Source organism: Stutzerimonas stutzeri, from assembly GCF_051028275.1.
Lineage (GTDB): Bacteria > Pseudomonadota > Gammaproteobacteria > Pseudomonadales > Pseudomonadaceae > Stutzerimonas > Stutzerimonas stutzeri_AS.
This window is the reverse complement of sequence record NZ_CP069269.1, coordinates 976,204-994,371: the sequence shown is the minus strand read 5'-3', so window position 1 is coordinate 994,371 and position 18,168 is coordinate 976,204. Positions and strand designations below refer to the sequence as shown.

Annotated in this window: 21 protein-coding genes; 8 read left to right on the top strand and 13 right to left on the bottom strand. The window is 56.7% G+C overall.

Annotation, left to right across the window (positions count from 1 at the left end; all coding sequences use genetic code 11):
• Window positions 1-36: 36 nt before the first annotated feature.
• On the bottom strand, window positions 37-909 hold the full coding sequence (gene rsmI, locus JQR87_RS04545) for a 16S rRNA (cytidine(1402)-2'-O)-methyltransferase (protein ID WP_407292100.1): 873 nt from the start codon (window positions 907-909) through the stop codon (window positions 37-39).
• A 122-nt stretch (window positions 910-1,031) separates the two neighbouring features.
• On the opposite strand from rsmI, the gene JQR87_RS04540 reads away from it, so the two are divergent.
• From JQR87_RS04540 to JQR87_RS04525, 4 genes are all read left to right on the top strand, one after another.
• Window positions 1,032-2,792: a penicillin-binding protein activator gene (locus tag JQR87_RS04540; protein WP_407292101.1), complete on the top strand. Its 1,761-nt coding sequence runs from the start codon at window positions 1,032-1,034 to the stop codon at window positions 2,790-2,792.
• On the top strand, window positions 2,789-3,157 hold the full coding sequence (locus JQR87_RS04535; protein WP_407292103.1) for a YraN family protein: 369 nt from the start codon (window positions 2,789-2,791) through the stop codon (window positions 3,155-3,157). The genes JQR87_RS04540 and JQR87_RS04535 overlap by 4 nt, the downstream gene beginning before the upstream one ends.
• Before the next feature lie 106 nt (window positions 3,158-3,263).
• Window positions 3,264-3,857 carry a phosphoheptose isomerase gene (locus JQR87_RS04530; protein ID WP_407292105.1) on the top strand — a complete coding sequence of 198 codons (594 nt, stop codon included), beginning with the start codon at window positions 3,264-3,266 and terminating at the stop codon, window positions 3,855-3,857.
• Window positions 3,854-4,432: a BON domain-containing protein gene (locus JQR87_RS04525; RefSeq protein WP_407292107.1), complete on the top strand. Its 579-nt coding sequence runs from the start codon at window positions 3,854-3,856 to the stop codon at window positions 4,430-4,432. Before JQR87_RS04530 ends, JQR87_RS04525 begins: the two co-directional genes overlap by 4 nt.
• Before the next feature lie 90 nt (window positions 4,433-4,522).
• Here the strand turns inward: JQR87_RS04525 and JQR87_RS04520 are convergent, their stop codons facing one another.
• The 7 genes from JQR87_RS04520 to rplM all read right to left on the bottom strand — a co-directional run bounded on the left by JQR87_RS04520 (window position 4,523) and on the right by rplM (window position 9,371).
• A complete protein-coding gene (locus JQR87_RS04520) occupies window positions 4,523-4,936 on the bottom strand; it encodes a ClpXP protease specificity-enhancing factor (RefSeq protein ID WP_407292109.1) in 414 nt (137 codons plus the stop codon).
• 12 nt (window positions 4,937-4,948) lie between these two features.
• Window positions 4,949-5,566, bottom strand: coding sequence for a glutathione S-transferase N-terminal domain-containing protein (locus JQR87_RS04515; protein ID WP_407292110.1), 618 nt, complete (start codon window positions 5,564-5,566; stop codon window positions 4,949-4,951).
• A gap of 88 nt (window positions 5,567-5,654) precedes the next feature.
• Entirely contained in the window at window positions 5,655-6,464 is an 810-nt protein-coding gene (locus JQR87_RS04510; RefSeq protein ID WP_407292111.1) for a cytochrome c1, read from the bottom strand.
• Window positions 6,464-7,675 (bottom strand): cytochrome b, encoded by a 1,212-nt coding sequence (locus tag JQR87_RS04505; protein WP_407292113.1) that lies wholly within the window; start codon window positions 7,673-7,675, stop codon window positions 6,464-6,466. Before JQR87_RS04505 ends, JQR87_RS04510 begins: the two co-directional genes overlap by 1 nt.
• The gene (petA, locus tag JQR87_RS04500) at window positions 7,675-8,268 is read right to left on the bottom strand and encodes a ubiquinol-cytochrome c reductase iron-sulfur subunit (RefSeq protein ID WP_407292115.1); all 594 of its coding nucleotides are present in this window, start codon (window positions 8,266-8,268) and stop codon (window positions 7,675-7,677) included. The genes JQR87_RS04505 and petA overlap by 1 nt, the downstream gene beginning before the upstream one ends.
• Window positions 8,269-8,535: 267 nt before the next feature.
• A complete protein-coding gene (rpsI, locus tag JQR87_RS04495; protein ID WP_131649936.1) occupies window positions 8,536-8,928 on the bottom strand; it encodes a 30S ribosomal protein S9 in 393 nt (130 codons plus the stop codon).
• A gap of 14 nt (window positions 8,929-8,942) precedes the next feature.
• Window positions 8,943-9,371: a 50S ribosomal protein L13 gene (gene rplM / locus JQR87_RS04490; protein WP_019342644.1), complete on the bottom strand. Its 429-nt coding sequence runs from the start codon at window positions 9,369-9,371 to the stop codon at window positions 8,943-8,945.
• 390 nt (window positions 9,372-9,761) lie between these two features.
• On the opposite strand from rplM, the gene JQR87_RS04485 reads away from it, so the two are divergent.
• On the top strand, window positions 9,762-10,799 hold the full coding sequence (locus tag JQR87_RS04485; RefSeq protein ID WP_407292116.1) for an NADP(H)-dependent aldo-keto reductase: 1,038 nt from the start codon (window positions 9,762-9,764) through the stop codon (window positions 10,797-10,799).
• A gap of 85 nt (window positions 10,800-10,884) precedes the next feature.
• Window positions 10,885-11,577 carry an energy-coupling factor ABC transporter permease gene (locus JQR87_RS04480; RefSeq protein WP_407292118.1) on the top strand — a complete coding sequence of 231 codons (693 nt, stop codon included), beginning with the start codon at window positions 10,885-10,887 and terminating at the stop codon, window positions 11,575-11,577.
• 36 nt (window positions 11,578-11,613) lie between these two features.
• On the opposite strand, the gene yacG is transcribed toward JQR87_RS04480, so the two are convergent.
• From yacG to pilB, 5 genes are all read right to left on the bottom strand, one after another.
• Window positions 11,614-11,811, bottom strand: a complete 198-nt coding sequence (gene yacG, locus JQR87_RS04475; RefSeq protein ID WP_407292121.1) for a DNA gyrase inhibitor YacG — start codon at window positions 11,809-11,811, stop codon at window positions 11,614-11,616.
• The gene (gene coaE, locus JQR87_RS04470; protein ID WP_407292122.1) at window positions 11,808-12,416 is read right to left on the bottom strand and encodes a dephospho-CoA kinase; all 609 of its coding nucleotides are present in this window, start codon (window positions 12,414-12,416) and stop codon (window positions 11,808-11,810) included. Before coaE ends, yacG begins: the two co-directional genes overlap by 4 nt.
• A gap of 193 nt (window positions 12,417-12,609) precedes the next feature.
• The gene (locus tag JQR87_RS04465) at window positions 12,610-13,476 is read right to left on the bottom strand and encodes a prepilin peptidase (RefSeq protein WP_407292125.1); all 867 of its coding nucleotides are present in this window, start codon (window positions 13,474-13,476) and stop codon (window positions 12,610-12,612) included.
• Between the two features lie 2 nt (window positions 13,477-13,478).
• Entirely contained in the window at window positions 13,479-14,696 is a 1,218-nt protein-coding gene (locus tag JQR87_RS04460) for a type II secretion system F family protein (protein WP_407292128.1), read from the bottom strand.
• Window position 14,697: 1 nt separating this feature from the next.
• Window positions 14,698-16,401, bottom strand: coding sequence for a type IV-A pilus assembly ATPase PilB (pilB, locus tag JQR87_RS04455; protein WP_407292131.1), 1,704 nt, complete (start codon window positions 16,399-16,401; stop codon window positions 14,698-14,700).
• 226 nt (window positions 16,402-16,627) lie between these two features.
• On the opposite strand from pilB, the gene JQR87_RS04450 reads away from it, so the two are divergent.
• Complete coding sequence (locus JQR87_RS04450) at window positions 16,628-17,164, top strand: pilin (RefSeq protein WP_407292133.1); 537 nt, start codon at window positions 16,628-16,630, stop codon at window positions 17,162-17,164.
• A 130-nt stretch (window positions 17,165-17,294) separates the two neighbouring features.
• Window positions 17,295-18,026: a TfpX/TfpZ family type IV pilin accessory protein gene (gene tfpZ / locus JQR87_RS04445; RefSeq protein ID WP_407292134.1), complete on the top strand. Its 732-nt coding sequence runs from the start codon at window positions 17,295-17,297 to the stop codon at window positions 18,024-18,026.
• Window positions 18,027-18,168 lie beyond the last annotated feature (142 nt).

The window sequence follows — 18,168 nt, the reverse complement described above, 5'->3', positions numbered from 1 at the left end:
ATCACCACAACGCAGCGAGGCCACCTGGCACGATTATCAGCCGCCATCCTTACTCTGCAAGGCGAGCTGATACAGCAGGTTCTTTCTGACCCCGGTTATCTCGGAGGCGACCGCCGCCGCACGCTTGACCGGCAGTTCAGCTAACAGCAACTGCAAAACCCGACGAGCATCTTCATCAACCTCGTCATTTTCATCCGGCGCTTCCCAGCCACCCACCACAAGCACGCACTCGCCGCGCCGCTGGTTGCTATCAGACGCTACCCAGGCGCGTAATGCGCCCAGCGGTGAGTCTTTGAGTGTTTCGAACGTCTTGGTTAACTCGCGCCCCAACACCGCCGGCCGATCTGGGCCGAAGACCGTCTCGAGGTCACTCAGTGCATCAAGGATGCGATGCGGCGCCTCATAGAAAATCAACGTACGGGGCTCAGTCCGCAAATGTTCCAGTCGAGCGCGGCGCGCGGCCTGCTTGGCAGGGAGAAATCCCTCGAAGATGAATCGGTCCGATGGCAAGCCAGCAGCGCAAAGCGCCACAATGAGTGCACAGGCACCAGGCAGCGGAACGACTTGTATACCGGCCGCGCGAGACTGCCGAACCAGGTGGTAACCCGGATCGGAGATCAGCGGCGTGCCTGCATCGGAAATCAGCGCCACGTTATCTCCGGCCAGAAGCCGTTTGATAAACCGCCCACCCTCGTCACGCTCATTGTGCTCATGACAGGCAGCCAGCGGCGTAGTGATGCCGAAATGCTGCAGTAACCTGGAAGAATGACGGGTATCTTCCGCCGCAATCAACGCTACCTCGGAGAGCACACGGAGCGCCCGAGCACTGATATCTTCAAGATTGCCTATCGGCGTAGCGACGACATAGAGCGTGCCTGCAGCGGAATTCACATCACCTGGCGCAGTCACAGGGCGTACCTCTTTTATTAAAAACGCGCATTGTAGCCCGTTTAAGGGCCGCAACATCGCGACCCCGCCAGCGCTTGGGTACAATCCGCCGATACCCGCCAGCGCCTATCAGGAATGATCACATGACGGTTCGCTTTCGCCCGCTTATCTTCTTATGCATCGCCGCCGTGCTTTCGGCCTGTGCCAGCTCGCCGTCGTCTACGCTCGGCGAATTGCCTCGCACACCACAGGCATCGACACAGCAATTACTCAAAGAAGCTGACGCCAGCGATCCGACCAAGGCGGCGTCGCTGCGACTGTCTGCCGCCGACCAGAGCCTGCAGCAGGGCAATGCGGAACAAGCTCGACAGATTCTCGGGCAGATCGACATCGATACGCTGATGCCCGCGCAGCAAATATTTGCCAGAACGCTGGAAGCGGAGCTGGCATTGGCTGCCGGAGAGCCGAAAGGCGCGCTTCAGGCATTACAGCACCCAGTATTTGAGCGCCTGGCAGAACTACCAGTTGACCAGCAGCTACGGACTCAACTGGCCCGCGCCAATGCATTCGAGGCGAACAACCAGCCTCTCGACGCAGCTCGCGAACGGACCTTCATCGCCCCCCTGCTAAGTGGAGAGCAGGCTGAGAAAAATCACGATGCGATCTGGTCGCTTGTTTCGGACCTGTCAACCGAGCAACTTCAGCCGACCGCTGACACCGACCTCGCCGGATGGATAAGCCTGGCAGTGGCCGTTAAACAGTCCGGCACTATCAGCCAGCAAAAACGCGCCATCGACGCCTGGCTACAACAGCATCCCAACCACCCCGCCGCAATACGACTGCCGGACTCGCTACAAAAGATAAGGGAGCTGGCTGACAAGCCCTTGTCCCATGTAGCCCTGCTGTTGCCGATGGACGGCCCGCTTGCCAGTGTCGCCCGCGCTCTGCGGGACGGATTCCTAGCCGCACACCTCGCCGAACAGAGCAATCTGAAAATCGAGCTGTTCGACAGCTCACGGTTTCCCTCTATCGACGAGTTTTACCGACGGGCATCGGCCGCAGGCGTCGAATTGGTTATCGGGCCACTGGACAAAGACACGGTCCGCCAGCTGGCCGACCGCGAGCGATTGCCCATCACAACGCTCGCCCTCAACTACAGCGACGCCGATCAGACGATCCCTCCGCAACTGTTCCAGTTTGGACTGGCGGCCGAAGATGAAGCGCGCGAAGTGGCGCGCCGCGCCTGGACCGATGGGCACCGCCGCGCAGTCGCTCTGACACCAAGAGGTGACTGGGGTAACCGAGTGTTTGAAGCATTCCGCCAAGAATGGCAAGACTTAGGCGGAACAGTGGCTGCAGCCGAACCACTGGCCGAGCCAATCGAGCTGGCCAATCAGATCGCCGAACTGCTGCAGATAAGCAGCAACGGCACTGACTCGCAGCCTTCACGCCGCCAGGATATCGATTTCCTCTTCCTCGCCGCGACACCACAGCAAGCGCAGCAAGTCAAACCAACCCTCATATTCCAGTACGCCGGCGACCTGCCCGTCTATGCCACTTCGCACCTCCACGCCGCCACGGATAACCGCACGCAATACCTGGACCTCGAAGGCATTCGCTTTACCGAGACCCCTTGGTTGCTTGATCCACAGCTTCCGCTTCGCCAGGAGATCGAACGCAAGTGGCCTCAGGCACGCGGCAGCCTTGGCAGGCTTTATGCCATGGGCGCCGACGCTTATCTCCTGGCGCCGCGTCTGAGTCAGCTCTTGGCCGTCCCGGAAACCCGGATAGATGGCCTGTCAGGCACGCTCAACATTACGCCGCAACAGCGAATCGAACGACGCCTGCCGTGGGCCATGTTTCATGATGGAGAAGTCCAGCCATTACCGGACACGCCTAATTGAGTGCGACCAGCAAGCAGACCAGCGGAAAGCTCGCTGAAGATACCGCTCAGCAATATCTCCAGACGCAAGGGCTGCGACTGCTACATCGAAACTGGACGTGCCGTAGCGGCGAGCTCGATCTGGTCATGCTTGACGGCGATACAGTAGTATTCGTCGAGGTTCGCTACAGACGCCACGCCGCATGGGGCGGCGCCCTTGAGAGCGTAGACGTGCATAAACAGCAGAAGCTGATCAAGGCGGCGCAGCTTTTTCTAGTGAAAGAGAGCTGCTGGGCAACACACCCCTGCCGCTTCGACGTCGTCGCGATAGGATCGGGCAGCAATGCAGCGAAGCCCAACTGGATCCGAAACGCTTTCGACAGCTGAAGATAAGCTCTGTAGCGGAACGGCGTTTCGCTAATACCAAACCTGTATGAAAAGACTCCTGCGGCACGGCCCTGGAGCCCCAGCCGTCACTGAAGGTTAATCACCGATGGATATGCAATCCCGTATACGCCAGCTTTTCCAGGCCAGCATTGAAACCAAACAGAATGCAATGGAGGTGCTGGCGCCCAGCATCGAGCAGGCTGGACAGGTTATGGTCAACACGCTGCTCAGTGAAGGCAAGATCCTGACCTGCGGAAACGGCGGATCAGCCGGCGACGCGCAACATTTTTCCTCGGAGTTGCTTAACCGCTTCGAGCGCGAGCGCCCAAGCCTTCCCGCAATCGCCCTGACGACTGACAGCTCAACGCTGACTTCAATTGCCAACGACTACAGCTACAACGAGGTTTTTTCCAAACAAATTCGCGCGCTGGGCCAGCCAGGCGACGTGCTGCTTGCCATTTCCACTAGCGGCAACTCGGCTAACGTCATTCAGGCGATTCAGGCCGCACACGACCGCGAGATGCAGGTCGTCGCGCTCACTGGTCGCGACGGCGGCGGAATGGCCTCTCTGCTGCTACCGGAGGACGTTGAAATTCGCGTTCCGGCAAAGGTCACGGCGCGCATCCAGGAGGTACACCTTCTGGCCATTCATTGCCTATGCGACTTGATAGACAACCAACTGTTTGGGAGCGAAGAATGAAATCGGTTCAGTTGCAGAGCTTTGCGCTTGTGCTGTGCGTGGCCATTACCGGCTGCAGCTCAGTGCTCACCGCTACACGCGACGACCCCATCAGCGACAATCGCGGAACACGGACGATCGGAAGCACGATCGATGATTCGCTAATCGAGACAAAAGCTGCGGTGAATATTGCCAAGGCCCACCCGGACCTGGACCGAGCGTCTCATGTCATCGTTGCCAGCTACAACGGGGTCGTCTTGCTTGCGGGTCAAACACCGCGGGCAGAATTGAAACAACTGGCTGAACAGGCCGCTAGCTCCGTACAGCGCGTCAAACGCGTGCACAACGAAATACAGGTCCTCAAACCTTCGTCTGCCTTGGCTCGGAGTAATGACTCTTGGCTGACGACCAAGATCAAGGCACAGATGCTCACTGACGCGACCGTGCCCGGCTCACGCATCAAAGTCATCACCGAGAACGGCATCGTTTACCTGCTGGGCCTCGTCAGCCGCCAGGAGGGCAACCGGGCAACGAGCGTAGTGCAAGGCGTATCGGGCGTGCAGCGCATCGTTAAACTGTTTGAGTACATCGACTGATAGCAGCAACAAGACGAATCAGCACCGGAGGACCGGTGCTGACAGCCACAAGCTATCATCCCATCTAAGCCGCTGGGCTTAGCACTCTGGTTACTTGACAACCTTCAGGCTAGGACGCCCTGCCGGAGCCGCACGCGACGATGCGCCTGAGCCTTTCGACGAATCGTCAACGGATGGATTGTCATCAGGCGGGGTGGGCTCAACCTCAAACACCATGCCCTGCCCGTTCTCGCGTGCGTAGATGGCCATTACGGCTGCCGACGGGACATGCAGGTTATGCGGCACACCACCGAAGCGCCCCTCGAAACGGATCGACTGATTATCCATTTGCAGTTGACGCACCGCAGCTGGCGCCACGTTCAATACGATCTGACCGTCGCTGGCAAAGCCATCGGGCACTTGAACACCTGGATGCTCTACGTTGACCAACAAATGCGGAGTACAGTCGTTGTCTACGATCCAATCGTACAACGCGCGCACCAGGTAAGGACGACTTGATGTCATATGCTGCCTCTCTTAACGCATGCCGCGCTCAACGGCGGATAAACTGACCTGAAAGGCCTCGCGAGCAAAATTTATCTCCATGTAGTCGAGTAGCGGCTTTGCTGCTCGAGGTAAGTCGATACCGAGTTTGGGTAAACGCCACAGGATAGGCAACAGGCAGCAGTCCACCAGACTGATTTCATCACTCATGAAGAACGGCTTTTCGGCAAAAATGGGTGACACGCCTGTCAGGCTCTCGCGAAGCTCCTTGCGGGCCTGCAATCGCGCGGCCTCAGCAGTACGGCGATCATCGATACGGTCCACCAGGGCACACCAGTCGCGCTGCACCCTATGCACGAGCAGCCGAGTGTTCGCCCTAGCCACAGGATAGACCGGAAGCAACGGCGGGTGCGGATACCGCTCTTCAAGGTACTCGGTGATCACATTGGGCTCATACAACGCAAGGTCCCGATCCACCAGCGTAGGCAGGCTTGCGTAAGGGTTCACTTCAGTCAACCTGACCGGACAGCGAGCGGGGTCAACGTCGATTATTTCGACGCTGACGCCTTTCTCAGCGAGCACATAACGCACCCGATGCGAGTAATGGTCGGCGGGATCGGAATAGCAGGCCAACCGATTGGTAGCGGCCATAGGTCCCTCCTCGTTGGAATTTATAGATCGGCAGAAAAAAACGCGCGCCCATAAGGGCGCGCGCAGGGCACAACAATATCAAGCTGAATCAGTGAACGTCTTTCCAGTATTCACGCTTCAGCAGATAAGCGAATACAAAGAAGAACGCCAGGAACAACAACACGTAGGTACCGATGCGCTGACTTTCAAGCTTGACCGGGTTCGCTGAATAAGCGAGGAAGGTCACCAGATTCTTGATCTTCTCATCATACTCAGCCTCCGTGAGTGCTCCAGTGCCTGGCACAACGGTTAAGGCATGACAGTCTTCGTGAGTGATCGGCGTGCCGGTCAGCGGATCGAATTGCTTGCGACCATCCTCAACCACTTGAACCTGCTTACATGCAACCGACTCACCCTCTGGCAACTTGCCTGGCAGCACCTGCCGGCCCTGTAGCGGCGCCAGTACGTGTGGCATACCAACGTTTGGGAACACCGTATTGTTAACGCCGTAGGGACGGGACGGGTCTTCGTAGAAGCTGCGTAAGTACGTATACAGCCAGTCGTTACCACGCACCCTCGCCACCAGCGTCAGGTCCGGCGGAGCCGCACCGAACCAAGTCTTGGCTTCGTCCGGCGTCATGCCAATCTTCATGTGATCGCCAATCTTGGCATCAGGAAAGACTACGTTCTCGAGCATGACCTCTTCAGGAATGCCCAGATCGTTAGCGACTCGCTCATAACGCTGATACTTCGCGCTGTGACAACCCATGCAATAGTTCGCGAAGGTCTGTAAACCGTCTTGCAGTGCCACCTTGTCAGTCAGGTCGACGTCGACCTCATCAAGAGGAACACTCACACCTGCGGCGAAACCAAAAGCCGGCACCAGTGCAAAAATCAATGCAGCAATTTGCTTTTTCATCAGCCAGCCACCCTTTGCGGAACTACTTTTGTCTTCTCAAGCTTGGTGTAAAACGGCATCAAGATGAAGTAACCGAAGTAGATAGCAGTACAGATCCGAGATACCAACGTGCGCTCAGGCGTAGGCGCAAGCACACCAAGCACACCGAGGATGATGAAAGAGATGCAGAACAACACCAGCGCGATCTTGCTCATCCAGCCTTTGTAGCGCATCGACTTGACCGGACTACGATCCAACCAAGGCAATACGAACAGCACGGCGATAGCAGCGCCCATGGCGATCACGCCGAGCAACTTGTCTGGCACAGCCCGCAGAATGGCGTAGTAAGGCGTGAAGTACCAAACAGGCGCAATATGTTCTGGCGTCTTGAATGGGTTAGCCGCCTCGAAGTTTGGTTTTTCGAGGAAGTAGCCACCCATCTCTGGGAAGAAGAACACGATGGCACAGAATACAAACAGGAACACCACCACACCCACGATATCCTTCACCGTGTAATACGGGTGGAACGGAATTCCATCGAGCGGGATGCCTGCCTCGTTCTTGCTCTTCTTGATATCGACGCCCATCGGGTTGTTCGAACCAACCTCGTGCAGCGCTAGGATGTGCAGCACAACCAGCCCAAGAATCACGATCGGCAAGGCGATAACGTGCAGAGCGAAGAAGCGGTTCAGAGTGATACCCGAGATCAGGTAATCACCACGAATCCACTGGGTCAGGTCGTCCCCGATCACCGGAATGGCACCGAACAGCGAAATGATCACCTGGGCACCCCAGTAGGACATCTGACCCCAAGGCAGAAGATAGCCCATGAACGCTTCGGCCATCAGAGCGAGGTAGATCATCATCCCGAAGATCCAGACCAGCTCACGCGGCTTCTGATAGGAGCCGTAGAGAATCCCGCGGAACATATGAAGATAGACCACGACGAAAAACGCCGACGCACCCGTGGAGTGCAGGTAGCGGATGATCCAGCCGTATTCCACATCCCGCATGATGTATTCGACGGACGCGAACGCACCCTCAGCTGAGGGCTCGAAGCTCATCGTCAGCCAGATTCCGGTCAGGATCTGATTGACCAGAACTAGCAAAGCCAAGGAACCGAAAAAATACAATACGTTGAAGTTTTTCGGAGCGTAATACTTACTCAGATGGTCTTCCCACATCTTGGTCGCGGGGAAGCGCGCATCAACCCATTCCATGAACTTGCTCATCACGCGCTCTCCTGATCCACGCCGATAACGACCACAGAGTCGGTTTCGTAAGTGTGAGGGGGAACCGGCAGATTCAAGGGCGCAGGCTGGCCCTTGTAGACACGGCCTGCCATGTCATATTTTGAACCGTGGCACGGGCAGAAGTAGCCGCCGAGCCAATCGGCGCCGAGATCAGCAGCCGCCACTTCGGGTCGAAACGATGGGGAACATCCGAGGTGCGTACAGAGTCCGACGACAATCAGCAGTTCCGGTTTGATCGAGCGAACGACCGGGTCGACATATTCAGGCTGCACGGAGGCTTCCGATTTCGGATCGGCAACTGCCTCGCTTAGCTTGTCCAGGTTAGCCAGCGCCTCCTCGGTACGACGCACAATGAACACCGGCTGACCGCGCCATTCCGCAACCATCTGCTGGCCTGGCTCGATCTTGCTGATATTTACCTTAACCGGTGCACCGGCTGCCTTGGCCTTGGCACTTGGGAACCACGATCCCACAAACGGGACCGCGGCACCCACCGCTCCTGCAGCACCTACTACCGAAGTAGCGGCTACGAGGAAGCGACGCCGGCCAGCATTCACGCCGTCATTGCTCATTCAGTCGTCTCCCATCAGTTTCTTATGGCCTACCGAAAGCAGGCGTCTACTACGTAAAAACAGCCGCGAAAAAATTCGCCAAATGGTAAAGAAAAGCCCCTTCTATGACAAGGTAATAACCGGATACAACGCAGCGCCAAGCCCCGAAAATCGGGGCTCGTAACGTGACAAGCTGTCGCAGGAACGAAACGACCGCCTTTAGAATCGACACCCATAAAAAAACGCCCAGCTCCGCGAAGAGCTGGGCGTTTTTTTGAGAAGCCTGAATTAGCGCTTCGAGTATTGCGGACGCTTACGCGCCTTACGCAGACCGACTTTCTTACGCTCAACTTCGCGAGCATCGCGAGTAACGAAGCCAGCCTTACGCAGCGCAGGACGCAGAGTCTCGTCGTAATCCATCAGAGCACGGGTGATACCGTGACGGATAGCACCCGCCTGCCCACTCACACCACCACCGAGAACAGTGACATAGATGTCGAACTTTTCGACAGTTTCAGTCAGTTCCAGAGGCTGACGAACAACCATACGAGCAGTCTCGCGCCCGAAGAAGTTATCCAGCTCACGGTTGTTGATGGAAATCTTGCCAGTACCCGGACGCAGGAATACGCGCGCGGTTGCAGTCTTGCGACGGCCAGTGCCGTAGTTTTGAGTCGCCGACATAATGAACTATTCCGTTAAATCTTCAGTTCTTGGGGCTGCTGAGCGGTGTGCGGGTGGTTCGCACCCTTGTACACCTTCAGCTTACGGTACATGTCGCGACCCAGCGGATTCTTGGGCAGCATGCCCTTGACCGCGGTCTCGATCACACGCTCTGGCGCCTTGGCGATCAGCTTCTCGAAGTTGATCGACTTGATGCCACCCGGGAAACCGGAGTGAGAGTAGTACATCTTGTCGGTGGTCTTCGCACCGGTAACACGCACTTGCTCGGCGTTGATAACGACGATGTAATCACCGGTATCGACGTGAGGGGTGTATTCCGCCTTGTGCTTGCCACGCAGGCGGCTAGCGATTTCGGTTGCCAGACGACCCAGGGTCTGGCCGGCAGCGTCGACGACGAACCAGTCGCGCTTGACGGTTTCCGGTTTAGCAGTAAAAGTCTTCATTCGTTATAGCCTCAGGGGCCGCCCTGAAAATAAGACGGCGAATCTTACTGAATGGTGCTCGCCCTGGCAAGGCCAGGACAGCCGGAAACAGACGCTATCGGGGGCTCGGGTCAGCGCGTCCGCTACGGCAGTGTTCGGTAGGCTAGGCATCCCCTACCTCGTGTTTGCGTCAACGGGCTAGGCATCCCCGGCGACAGGCTGCGGAATTATCCGGATTGCGGGCAAAATAGCAAGCACGTTCGGCGTGCGTTTACCGGAAAGCTAAGCCAGCGGACACCTAATAAGCATCATCCGGTGCCCTCAACAACCTTAAGGGTCGTGATCGGGTGAAACTTATCGACCGTTTCACCGATCGGACTCAGCAAAAACCATCAGCAAAAAGGATAGAACATGGAACTGCGCCAGCTTGGCCGCACCGATCTGACAGTAAGTGCCTTATGCCTCGGCAGCATGACCTGGGGCGAGCAAAACGACCAGGATGAGGCATTTGCCCAACTAGACCGTGCCAAAGCGGCAGGCATCAACTTTCTCGACACCGCCGAAATGTATCCAGTGCCACCCCGCGCGGAGACTTACGCGACCACCGAACGCTACATAGGCAACTATTTCAAGGCCCGGGGAAATCGCGCGGACTGGATTCTCGCCAGCAAAGTTGCCGGCCCTGGTAACGGCATCACCCACATCCGCGACGGGCAATTGAAGATGAATCGCCAACACATCGTCGCCGCACTTGATGCCAGCCTGCAACGCCTACAGACCGACTGGATCGACCTTTATCAGCTGCATTGGCCTGAGCGCAGTACGAACTTTTTTGGGCAGCTTGGCTACCGGCATCAGAATGAGAATCTCACCCCGATCGAGGAAACACTCGAGGTACTCGATGAACAGGTAAAAGCTGGAAAAATTCGCCATATTGGACTTTCGAACGAAACGCCATGGGGCACCATGAAGTTCCTGCAGCTTGCAGAGTCGATGGGCTGGCCACGCGCCGTTTCGATTCAGAACCCCTACAACCTGCTCAATCGCACCTTCGAGGTAGGCCTGGCGGAAATTGCCATCCGCGAACATTGCGGGCTGCTGGCTTATTCACCGCTAGCCTTTGGCATGCTCAGCGGCAAATATGAGCAAGGCGCACGACCGGCAGGAGCGAGGATCACGCTATTCAGCCGTTTCGCACGTTACTCCAACGCCCAGTCGCTAGCGGCCTGCTCTCGTTACGTAGCGCTCGCCCGGGAGCACAACCTTGACCCGGCGCAAATGGCGCTGGCTTTTGTAACCCAGCAACCATTCGTCACGAGCAACATCATTGGTGCCACGTCGCTCAATCAGCTGGAAAGCAATCTCGCCAGCACTGAGCTGGCGCTTTCACCCGAGGTGCTCGAAGCCATCGAGGCGATTCATACCCAGCAACCCAACCCTGCTCCTTGACCGGACTAGCACCTACCCCAGTGGTGATGCAGAGGTACAGGCCGCGGCACCGCTGGCACAGCCATCCATGGGGGCATCTTGAAAGATGATTGCTACCGAATTGCTTGCACCGACCAGCCTCTTGCTTGGCTGGCTGATCTATGCGGCTGGATTGGTATGGGCCAGCATCCGAGCACCCTGGGTGGAGCTGTTCAGTGACACCCGCCGCCAGCATCTGCTGTTCGGCGCGGTGTTGGCAATCTTCCTTTTGTGGCTGGTGCGCCGGGATTTCGATTCGGGGCTCTCATTCCACTTCATTGGCCTGACCGCGGTGACGCTATTGCTCGATTGGCCCCTGGCGATCCTTGCGGCTTTGATTGCACAGCTAGGATTGGCCGCCACCGGCCATCAACAGTTGGCGGCCCTCGGCCTCAATGGAGTATTGCTCGTATTGATTCCCGTTACGGTAACGGAGCTTTGTGCGATCGCGGTCGAGAGAACCCAGCCGCGAAATCTTTTTGTTTATATCTTCTTTTCAGGATTCTTTGCGGCCGGCCTCGCGGCACTGTTCTGCATTCTCGCTGGACTCGGCATCCTGCTGCTCGACGATCGCTATCCAATGCCGCCGTGGCTGGCCGATTTTGCCGGCTACATCTGGCTTGTGATGTTCCCCGAAGCCTTCATCAACGGCACAGTCGTGAGCGCGCTGGTCGTGTTCTATCCGGACTGGATGGAAACCTTTAACCGAAGCCGCTACCTTCAGGCGCCATGGAAGGACGAGGGCAACAAACAGGCCTAGAGATATTTTCTAACGAGGACTATAAATCGCTTGCTCTCAGTGCGAGCGAGGCGGGACGTCATCGGAAAACAAGTCCTCGTCCAGTTCATTACCTGGAATCGCATGCTCCTCCGAAGCCCAGGCACCAAGATCGATCAACTTGCAGCGCTCGGAACAAAACGGACGACTGGGGCTTTTCAAACTCCATTCAACCGGCGCACCGCAGGTAGGGCATTCGACAACCGTAGCACTCATTTCCGACCTCCTCGTAGCGTCAGATAAAAATTATGTAAACGCTCAACTTCGCGTGTGAGCCACATCAGATCGCGATCATTGACCAGAACGTCATCCGCATGACTCAGACGCTCTTCTCGACTGAGCTGCGCCTTGAGAATGGCGCGGATCTGCGTTTCGGTGGTTGCATCACGCCGAACAGCTCGCTCCAGCTGTAGCGCCTCAGGCACATCGACCACCAGTACGCGATCGACCTGGCGGTACTGGCCGGACTCGATCAACAAGGGCGAGACCATGATCGCATAGGGTGAAGCGGCCCGAGCCAGGTGCGCCGTTGTCTCCTCACGGATCAGCGGATGCAACAATGCCTCTAACCACTTGCGCTGATCTGGGTTGCGAAAGATCAAGTCGCGCAGAGCTGCTCTATTCAGACTACCGTCAGGTGACAGAACCTGCTCGCCAAACCGATCGACAATTGCCCCCAGCGCAGGCCTGCCCGGCTCGACGACCCAGCGAGCGGCGTGATCCGCATCGACCCAGTGCACACCGAGGCGACCGAACGCCTCTACCACTGCGCTCTTTCCGCTGCCGATACCGCCGGTTAATCCCAGGACCCAAGGTTTCATCACACCCATCCAGACGGAAAAAAACGACGCGCAGTAGTAACGCCACGAAAGCAAGGACGCAAGTGCTAAGACGACCAGTGACCCGGTCGTGGTCGAGGAGCCGCTCAGTGCAATCAGACAGCGAGGACGGCTGCCAATATAGACGTGTCGCTAAGCGTGCCGTCGGCCCAGCCGGCACGGGCGAGCTGTACCGTTAGAAGCGGGCAAACTGAAGATAGGCCGAGGTGATCTGGTCACCCCAAAGCAGAGCGATCCAGCCCGCAATTGCCAGATAGGGGCCAAAAGGAATTGTCGTGCCGCTATCGGCCTTCTGCATACGCAACATAACGGTACCCAACACCGCACCCACGACAGACGAGAGCAGAATGGTCAACGGCAATACCTGCCAACCACCCCAGGCGCCAAGCATGGCCAGCAACTTGAAGTCACCGTAGCCCATACCTTCTTTTCCGGTTACGAGCTTGAACAGCCAGTACACCATCCACAGGCTGAGATACCCCGCCACTGCTCCCCACACAGCATCGGGCAACGGGGCGAACAGGCCGGACACATTGATGATCAACCCAAGCCATAACAACGGTAAGACGATGGAATCAGGCAACAGCTGATGATCGACATCGATCATGCTCATCGCCAAGAGCCCCCACGTCAGCACCAGCATGACACCCGCCTGCCAGGAAAAACCGAAGTGCAAGGCCACGTAGCCAGACAACACTCCACAGAGCAACTCGATAAACGGGTAGCGCTTGCTAATCGGCGCTCGGCACGAAGCGCACTTGCCGCGCAAAACCAGCCAGCTGACTAAAGGAATATTTTCCCAGGCCCGGATCTGATGATCGCAATGCGGGCAATGAGAGTGAGGCAGGACGAGGTTGAAAGGCACTGTTTGCTCGGCTGGCAATTCAAGAAACTCACGCGCCTGAGCGCGCCAGTCCCGCTGCATCATAATTGGCATACGGTGGATCACCACATTCAGGAAGCTGCCGACTAGCAGACCCAACACGAGCGCGCACAAAACAAAGGCCAGCGGGGTGCTGGCCAAAAACGTAGCAACATCCATTCTTAGACCACGGCCCCCAACTGGAAGATCGGGAGGTACATGGCAATGATCAAACCGCCAACCAGCACACCTAACACAGCCATGATCATGGGCTCCATCAGTGCGGTTAAGCCGTCGACCATATTGTCCACTTCGTCCTCATAAAAGGTCGCGACCTTTGCAAGCATCTGATCCAGCGAGCCCGACTCCTCACCGATGGCCGCCATTTGGATAGCCATGCTCGGAAATGTGCCGGTCGTGCGCATGGAAAAATTCAGCTGCATACCGCTGGAGACGTCACTTTTCACCTTCATCGTCGCATTACGGAATACCACGTTACCTGTGGCACCTGCCACGGAGTCCAACGCGTCCACCAGCGGCACACCCGCGGCGAAGGTCGTTGCCAGGGTCCGTGCGAAACGAGCCACCGCCGATTTGTAGAGGATGTCACCGACAATCGGCATCTTGAGCAGGAGCCGGTCAAACCAGTTGCGGAAACCCTCGGATTTGCTGTGGGCAGTTTTAAAGCCATAAGCGGCCCCGAACATCCCAAGCAAAACCAGATGCCACCAGGCTTGCAGAGCTTCTGAAATGCCGATCACAAACACGGTGAATGCTGGCAGCTCGGCACCGAAGTTGGCAAAAACGTCTTGGAACTGAGGGACAACCTTGATCAACAGGATTGCCGATACGATGATCGCTACGAGTATGACGGCGATAGGGTAGTTCATCGCCTTTTTGATCTTCGCTTTGAGTGCCTCAGTCTTTTCCTTATAGGTCGCGACACGATCCAGCAAGGTCTCCAGCGAGCCGGACTGTTCTCCTGAATCAACCAAGTTGCAATACAAATCATCGAAGTATTTGGGCTGCTTGCGCAACGCGCTGGCGAAGCTGTTACCCGAGGCAACGTCCTGCTTCAGGTCGTCCACCAACTTGCGCATATTCGGATTATCGAAACCCTCGCCAATGATGTCGAACGACTGTAACAGCGGAACGCCAGCCTTCATCATGGTTGCCATCTGCCGGGTAAACAAGGCGATGTCCATCGGCTTGATCTTCTTGCCGGCACTGAACAGCGACGCCGACTTCTTGCGCACTTTTTGCGGATTGACACCCTGCTTACGGAGCTGCGCCTTGACCAACGCTGGGCTGACACCGCTCAGCTCGCCTTTGATCTTCGCGCCCTGCCTGTTCGTCCCTTCCCAGGTGAAGACACTGGTTTTAATCGCTTTCTGCGCCATGTTAGTCCTTGGTCACCCGGTTGACTTCTTCCAGGCTCGTCACGCCCTGCATGGCTTTGACTAGAGCCGAAGTCCGCAGGTCATTGAAGCCGTCTTTACGCATCTGGGTGGAAATGTCGATGGAATTGCCGTCTTCCATGATAATCCTGGCCAGGGCTGGCGTGTTTTTAACCACTTCATAAATACCGACACGACCTTTATAGCCGCCTGTGCAATTCTCGCAGCCCACCGGACCGTAGATCTTGAACGTGCCAATCTTATCGGCCGGAAATCCTTCTTCCAGCAGTGCTTCACGCGGCAATTCGACTTCTTTCTTGCAACTGTTACACAGCTTTCGCGCCAGACGTTGGGCGATGATCAGGTTCACTGACGTGGCGATATTGAAGGCCGCCACACCCATGTTGCGCAGGCGTGTCAGGGTTTCTGCGGCGCTGTTCGTATGAAGCGTCGACATCACCATGTGACCCGTCTGTGCCGCCTTGATGGCGATCTCTGCAGTCTCCAGGTCGCGAATCTCCCCGACCATGATCACATCCGGGTCCTGACGCAGAAACGCCCTAAGCGCCTGGGAGAAGTCCATTCCTTGACGAGGGTTAACGTTGACTTGGTTGATACCTTCGAGGTTGATCTCAACCGGATCTTCCGCAGTGGAGATGTTTACATCGACTGTATTGAGAATGTTCAGGCCGGTATAGAGCGATACTGTCTTACCCGACCCCGTTGGGCCGGTAACGAGGATCATGCCCTGCGGCTGCTTGAGCGCGCTCAGGTACAACTCCTTTTGGTCTTCCTCATAACCCAGCGCATCGATACCCATCTGGGCACTGGAGGGGTCGAGAATCCGCATCACGATCTTCTCGCCCCACAGGGTCGGCAACGTGTTCACGCGAAAGTCGATGGCTTTGGTCTTGGACAGCTTCATCTTGATCCGACCATCCTGCGGTTTGCGCCGCTCGGATATGTCCAGCCCAGCCATGACCTTGAGGCGTGCAGAAATTCGGGGCGCTAGCTGGATCGGCGGCCTTGCGACTTCGTGCAGGATGCCATCCGTACGGAGGCGAACTCGAAAGGCTTTCTCATAAGGCTCGAAGTGCAGGTCGGAGGATCCGCCGCGGATGGCGTCGAGCAGCATCTTGTTGACGAAGCGCACGACGGGAGCATCATCAGCAGCTTCTCCCACATCTTCGCTCGACCCATCGTCCGACACACTCTGAACGTCCACTCCGTCCAGATCCACCTCGCCTAGATCTTCCAGCCCGGATGTAGCACTCTCGAAGAATTTATCGATAGCCAACCCGAGCTTGTCATCTTCAACGAGGATCGCTTCAGTTGTCAGCCCGGTGCTGAACTGGATATCCGTCACCGCCTGATGATTGGTCGGATCAGAAACCGCCACGAACAGCTTATGGCCTCGCTTGAGCAATGGCAGCACACGGTGCTGGCGGGCCAATTTTTCCGAGACGACATCCTTTAGCTGGCTCTCCTTATCCAGCGCGTTAAGGTCCATATAGGCAACGCCGAACTGGTCGGCTGCCAACTCAGCCACCGCACGACCATTGGCGAGTTTGTTCTGCACGACATAGGTGACCAGCGACAGCTTATTACGCGCAGCCTGCTGTTGCGCTTGTTGCGCCGCCTTGTCATCAAGCAGCCCGGTTAGCACCATCTGTTTGGCGAGGCCGGAAAGTGCAATGTTGTCCGTCATGGCATAGGTCCCCCCGTATTAATGCCACGCCTTATAACGCAGATAAGGAAGGGTGCCAAACGGCGTCGCGCCAAGTGACAAGAATTGTCAGAAGGGCACGCATCCAGGCAGCGTGCATGGTTCACATAGGCTCGGATAGCCGCGTGTTTCGCGGGACCCAATAGTTGGCACGCCGGCTGCAGTAGTGATTGCAGGCTCAACGCCTGAACATTTCAAGGAGAAACACATGAAAGCTCAGATGCAAAAAGGTTTTACCCTGATTGAATTGATGATCGTTGTAGCGATCATTGGTATTTTGGCAGCAGTGGCGTTGCCGGCTTATCAGGATTATACGATTCGAGCACGCGTTACCGAAGGTGTGGGTCTTGCCTCCAGTGCTAAGTCTCTTATCGCAGAAAATGCAAATACCCAAGCCGAACTGCTTGCCGTAGCTACTGCATGGAATGCCCAAGCAAACAACTCTGGCGCAGTAAGTAAATACGTCGCGTCCGTGCTAGTTGACGATGCTACTGGCGAAGTGACCGTTACGTTCAACGAAGACAACGTTGGCAACATCCCAGCTGCTGCAACGCTGGTCTACACACCGTACATTCAAACTGGCAACGGCGCCGTTCAACTTGCCAACAACTTCGGCACCGGCAATACTGGTTCTGTTGATTGGGGCTGCGCTTCCACAGCCAACCTAGTTTCCGCCGGCCGCGGCCTTACAACTCTGACCGCTGGCACACTGCCTGCCCAGTTCGCTCCGAGCGAGTGCCGCTAAGCGTAGTGATTGTGCAACCCGTGCGGTTGCGTAACACCAGTGTCATTCAAAACCCCGCCCTTATCGGCGGGGTTTTGTTTGTATGCTCATGAATTTCTCGCTGTACGGTCTAGAATTTTGGAGCTCCGTCATGCCTGCCCGCATCAAGGCGTCTCTGATGCACCTTGCCGCCTCGATAGTTATAGCTTTCCTTATCTTGATATTGGTGTTTGTCCTCTGGTACCCCACCCCCCTACACGAAGCGCTGGCAATCACCCAGATATTCTTGTTGCTGCTGCTCGTCGACGTAGTCCTTGGCCCACTGTTGACCTTGTTGATATTCAAAGTCGGCAAGAGGACCCTGACCATGGATCTGATGATCATCGCCTGCCTGCAGCTGGCCGCGCTGGGCTATGGTCTCTGGGTCGTAGCAGAAGGACGCCCGGTATGGATTGTTTATAACGTCGATCGGTTCGATGTGGTAACGGCGTTGGATATCGAGCCCCGCAAACTGGACGAAGCCCCAATTCAATACCGCAACGCTTCCTGGTCTGGACCACGATGGGTCGGGGCGGTAAGACCTGATGATCCCGAGCAGCGCCAGAAAATTCTTTTCGAAGCGGCGCTGGGCGGCAGCGACATAGCGCAGCGCCCTGGCCTATATAGGCCCATGTCAGATATGGCCGAGGCCATACGTCAGCGCGCGCAACCACTCAGAAAGCTGAACGACTTCAACGAAGCCACATTGGTTAGAAAGGCGTTACAGGACTGGCCCACCGCTACCGCTTGGGTACCACTGATGGCACGCGCCAAACCGATGGTCGTGCTGCTCAGCGAGAACAAAAGTAGCGTAGTTGCCATTGTCGACCTCAGGCCATGGTAGTGAGCACGCCTGGAAAAGCACCAGTTCAATAGATCGTGGTCTGGCTAACGCGGTCACCCTTATAGGATCGAGCTGCGATACCTGGGATCGCGTTCCGTATGATGGCTTCGTCGAAGGCGATTCTGTCATTACCGCGAGCGAC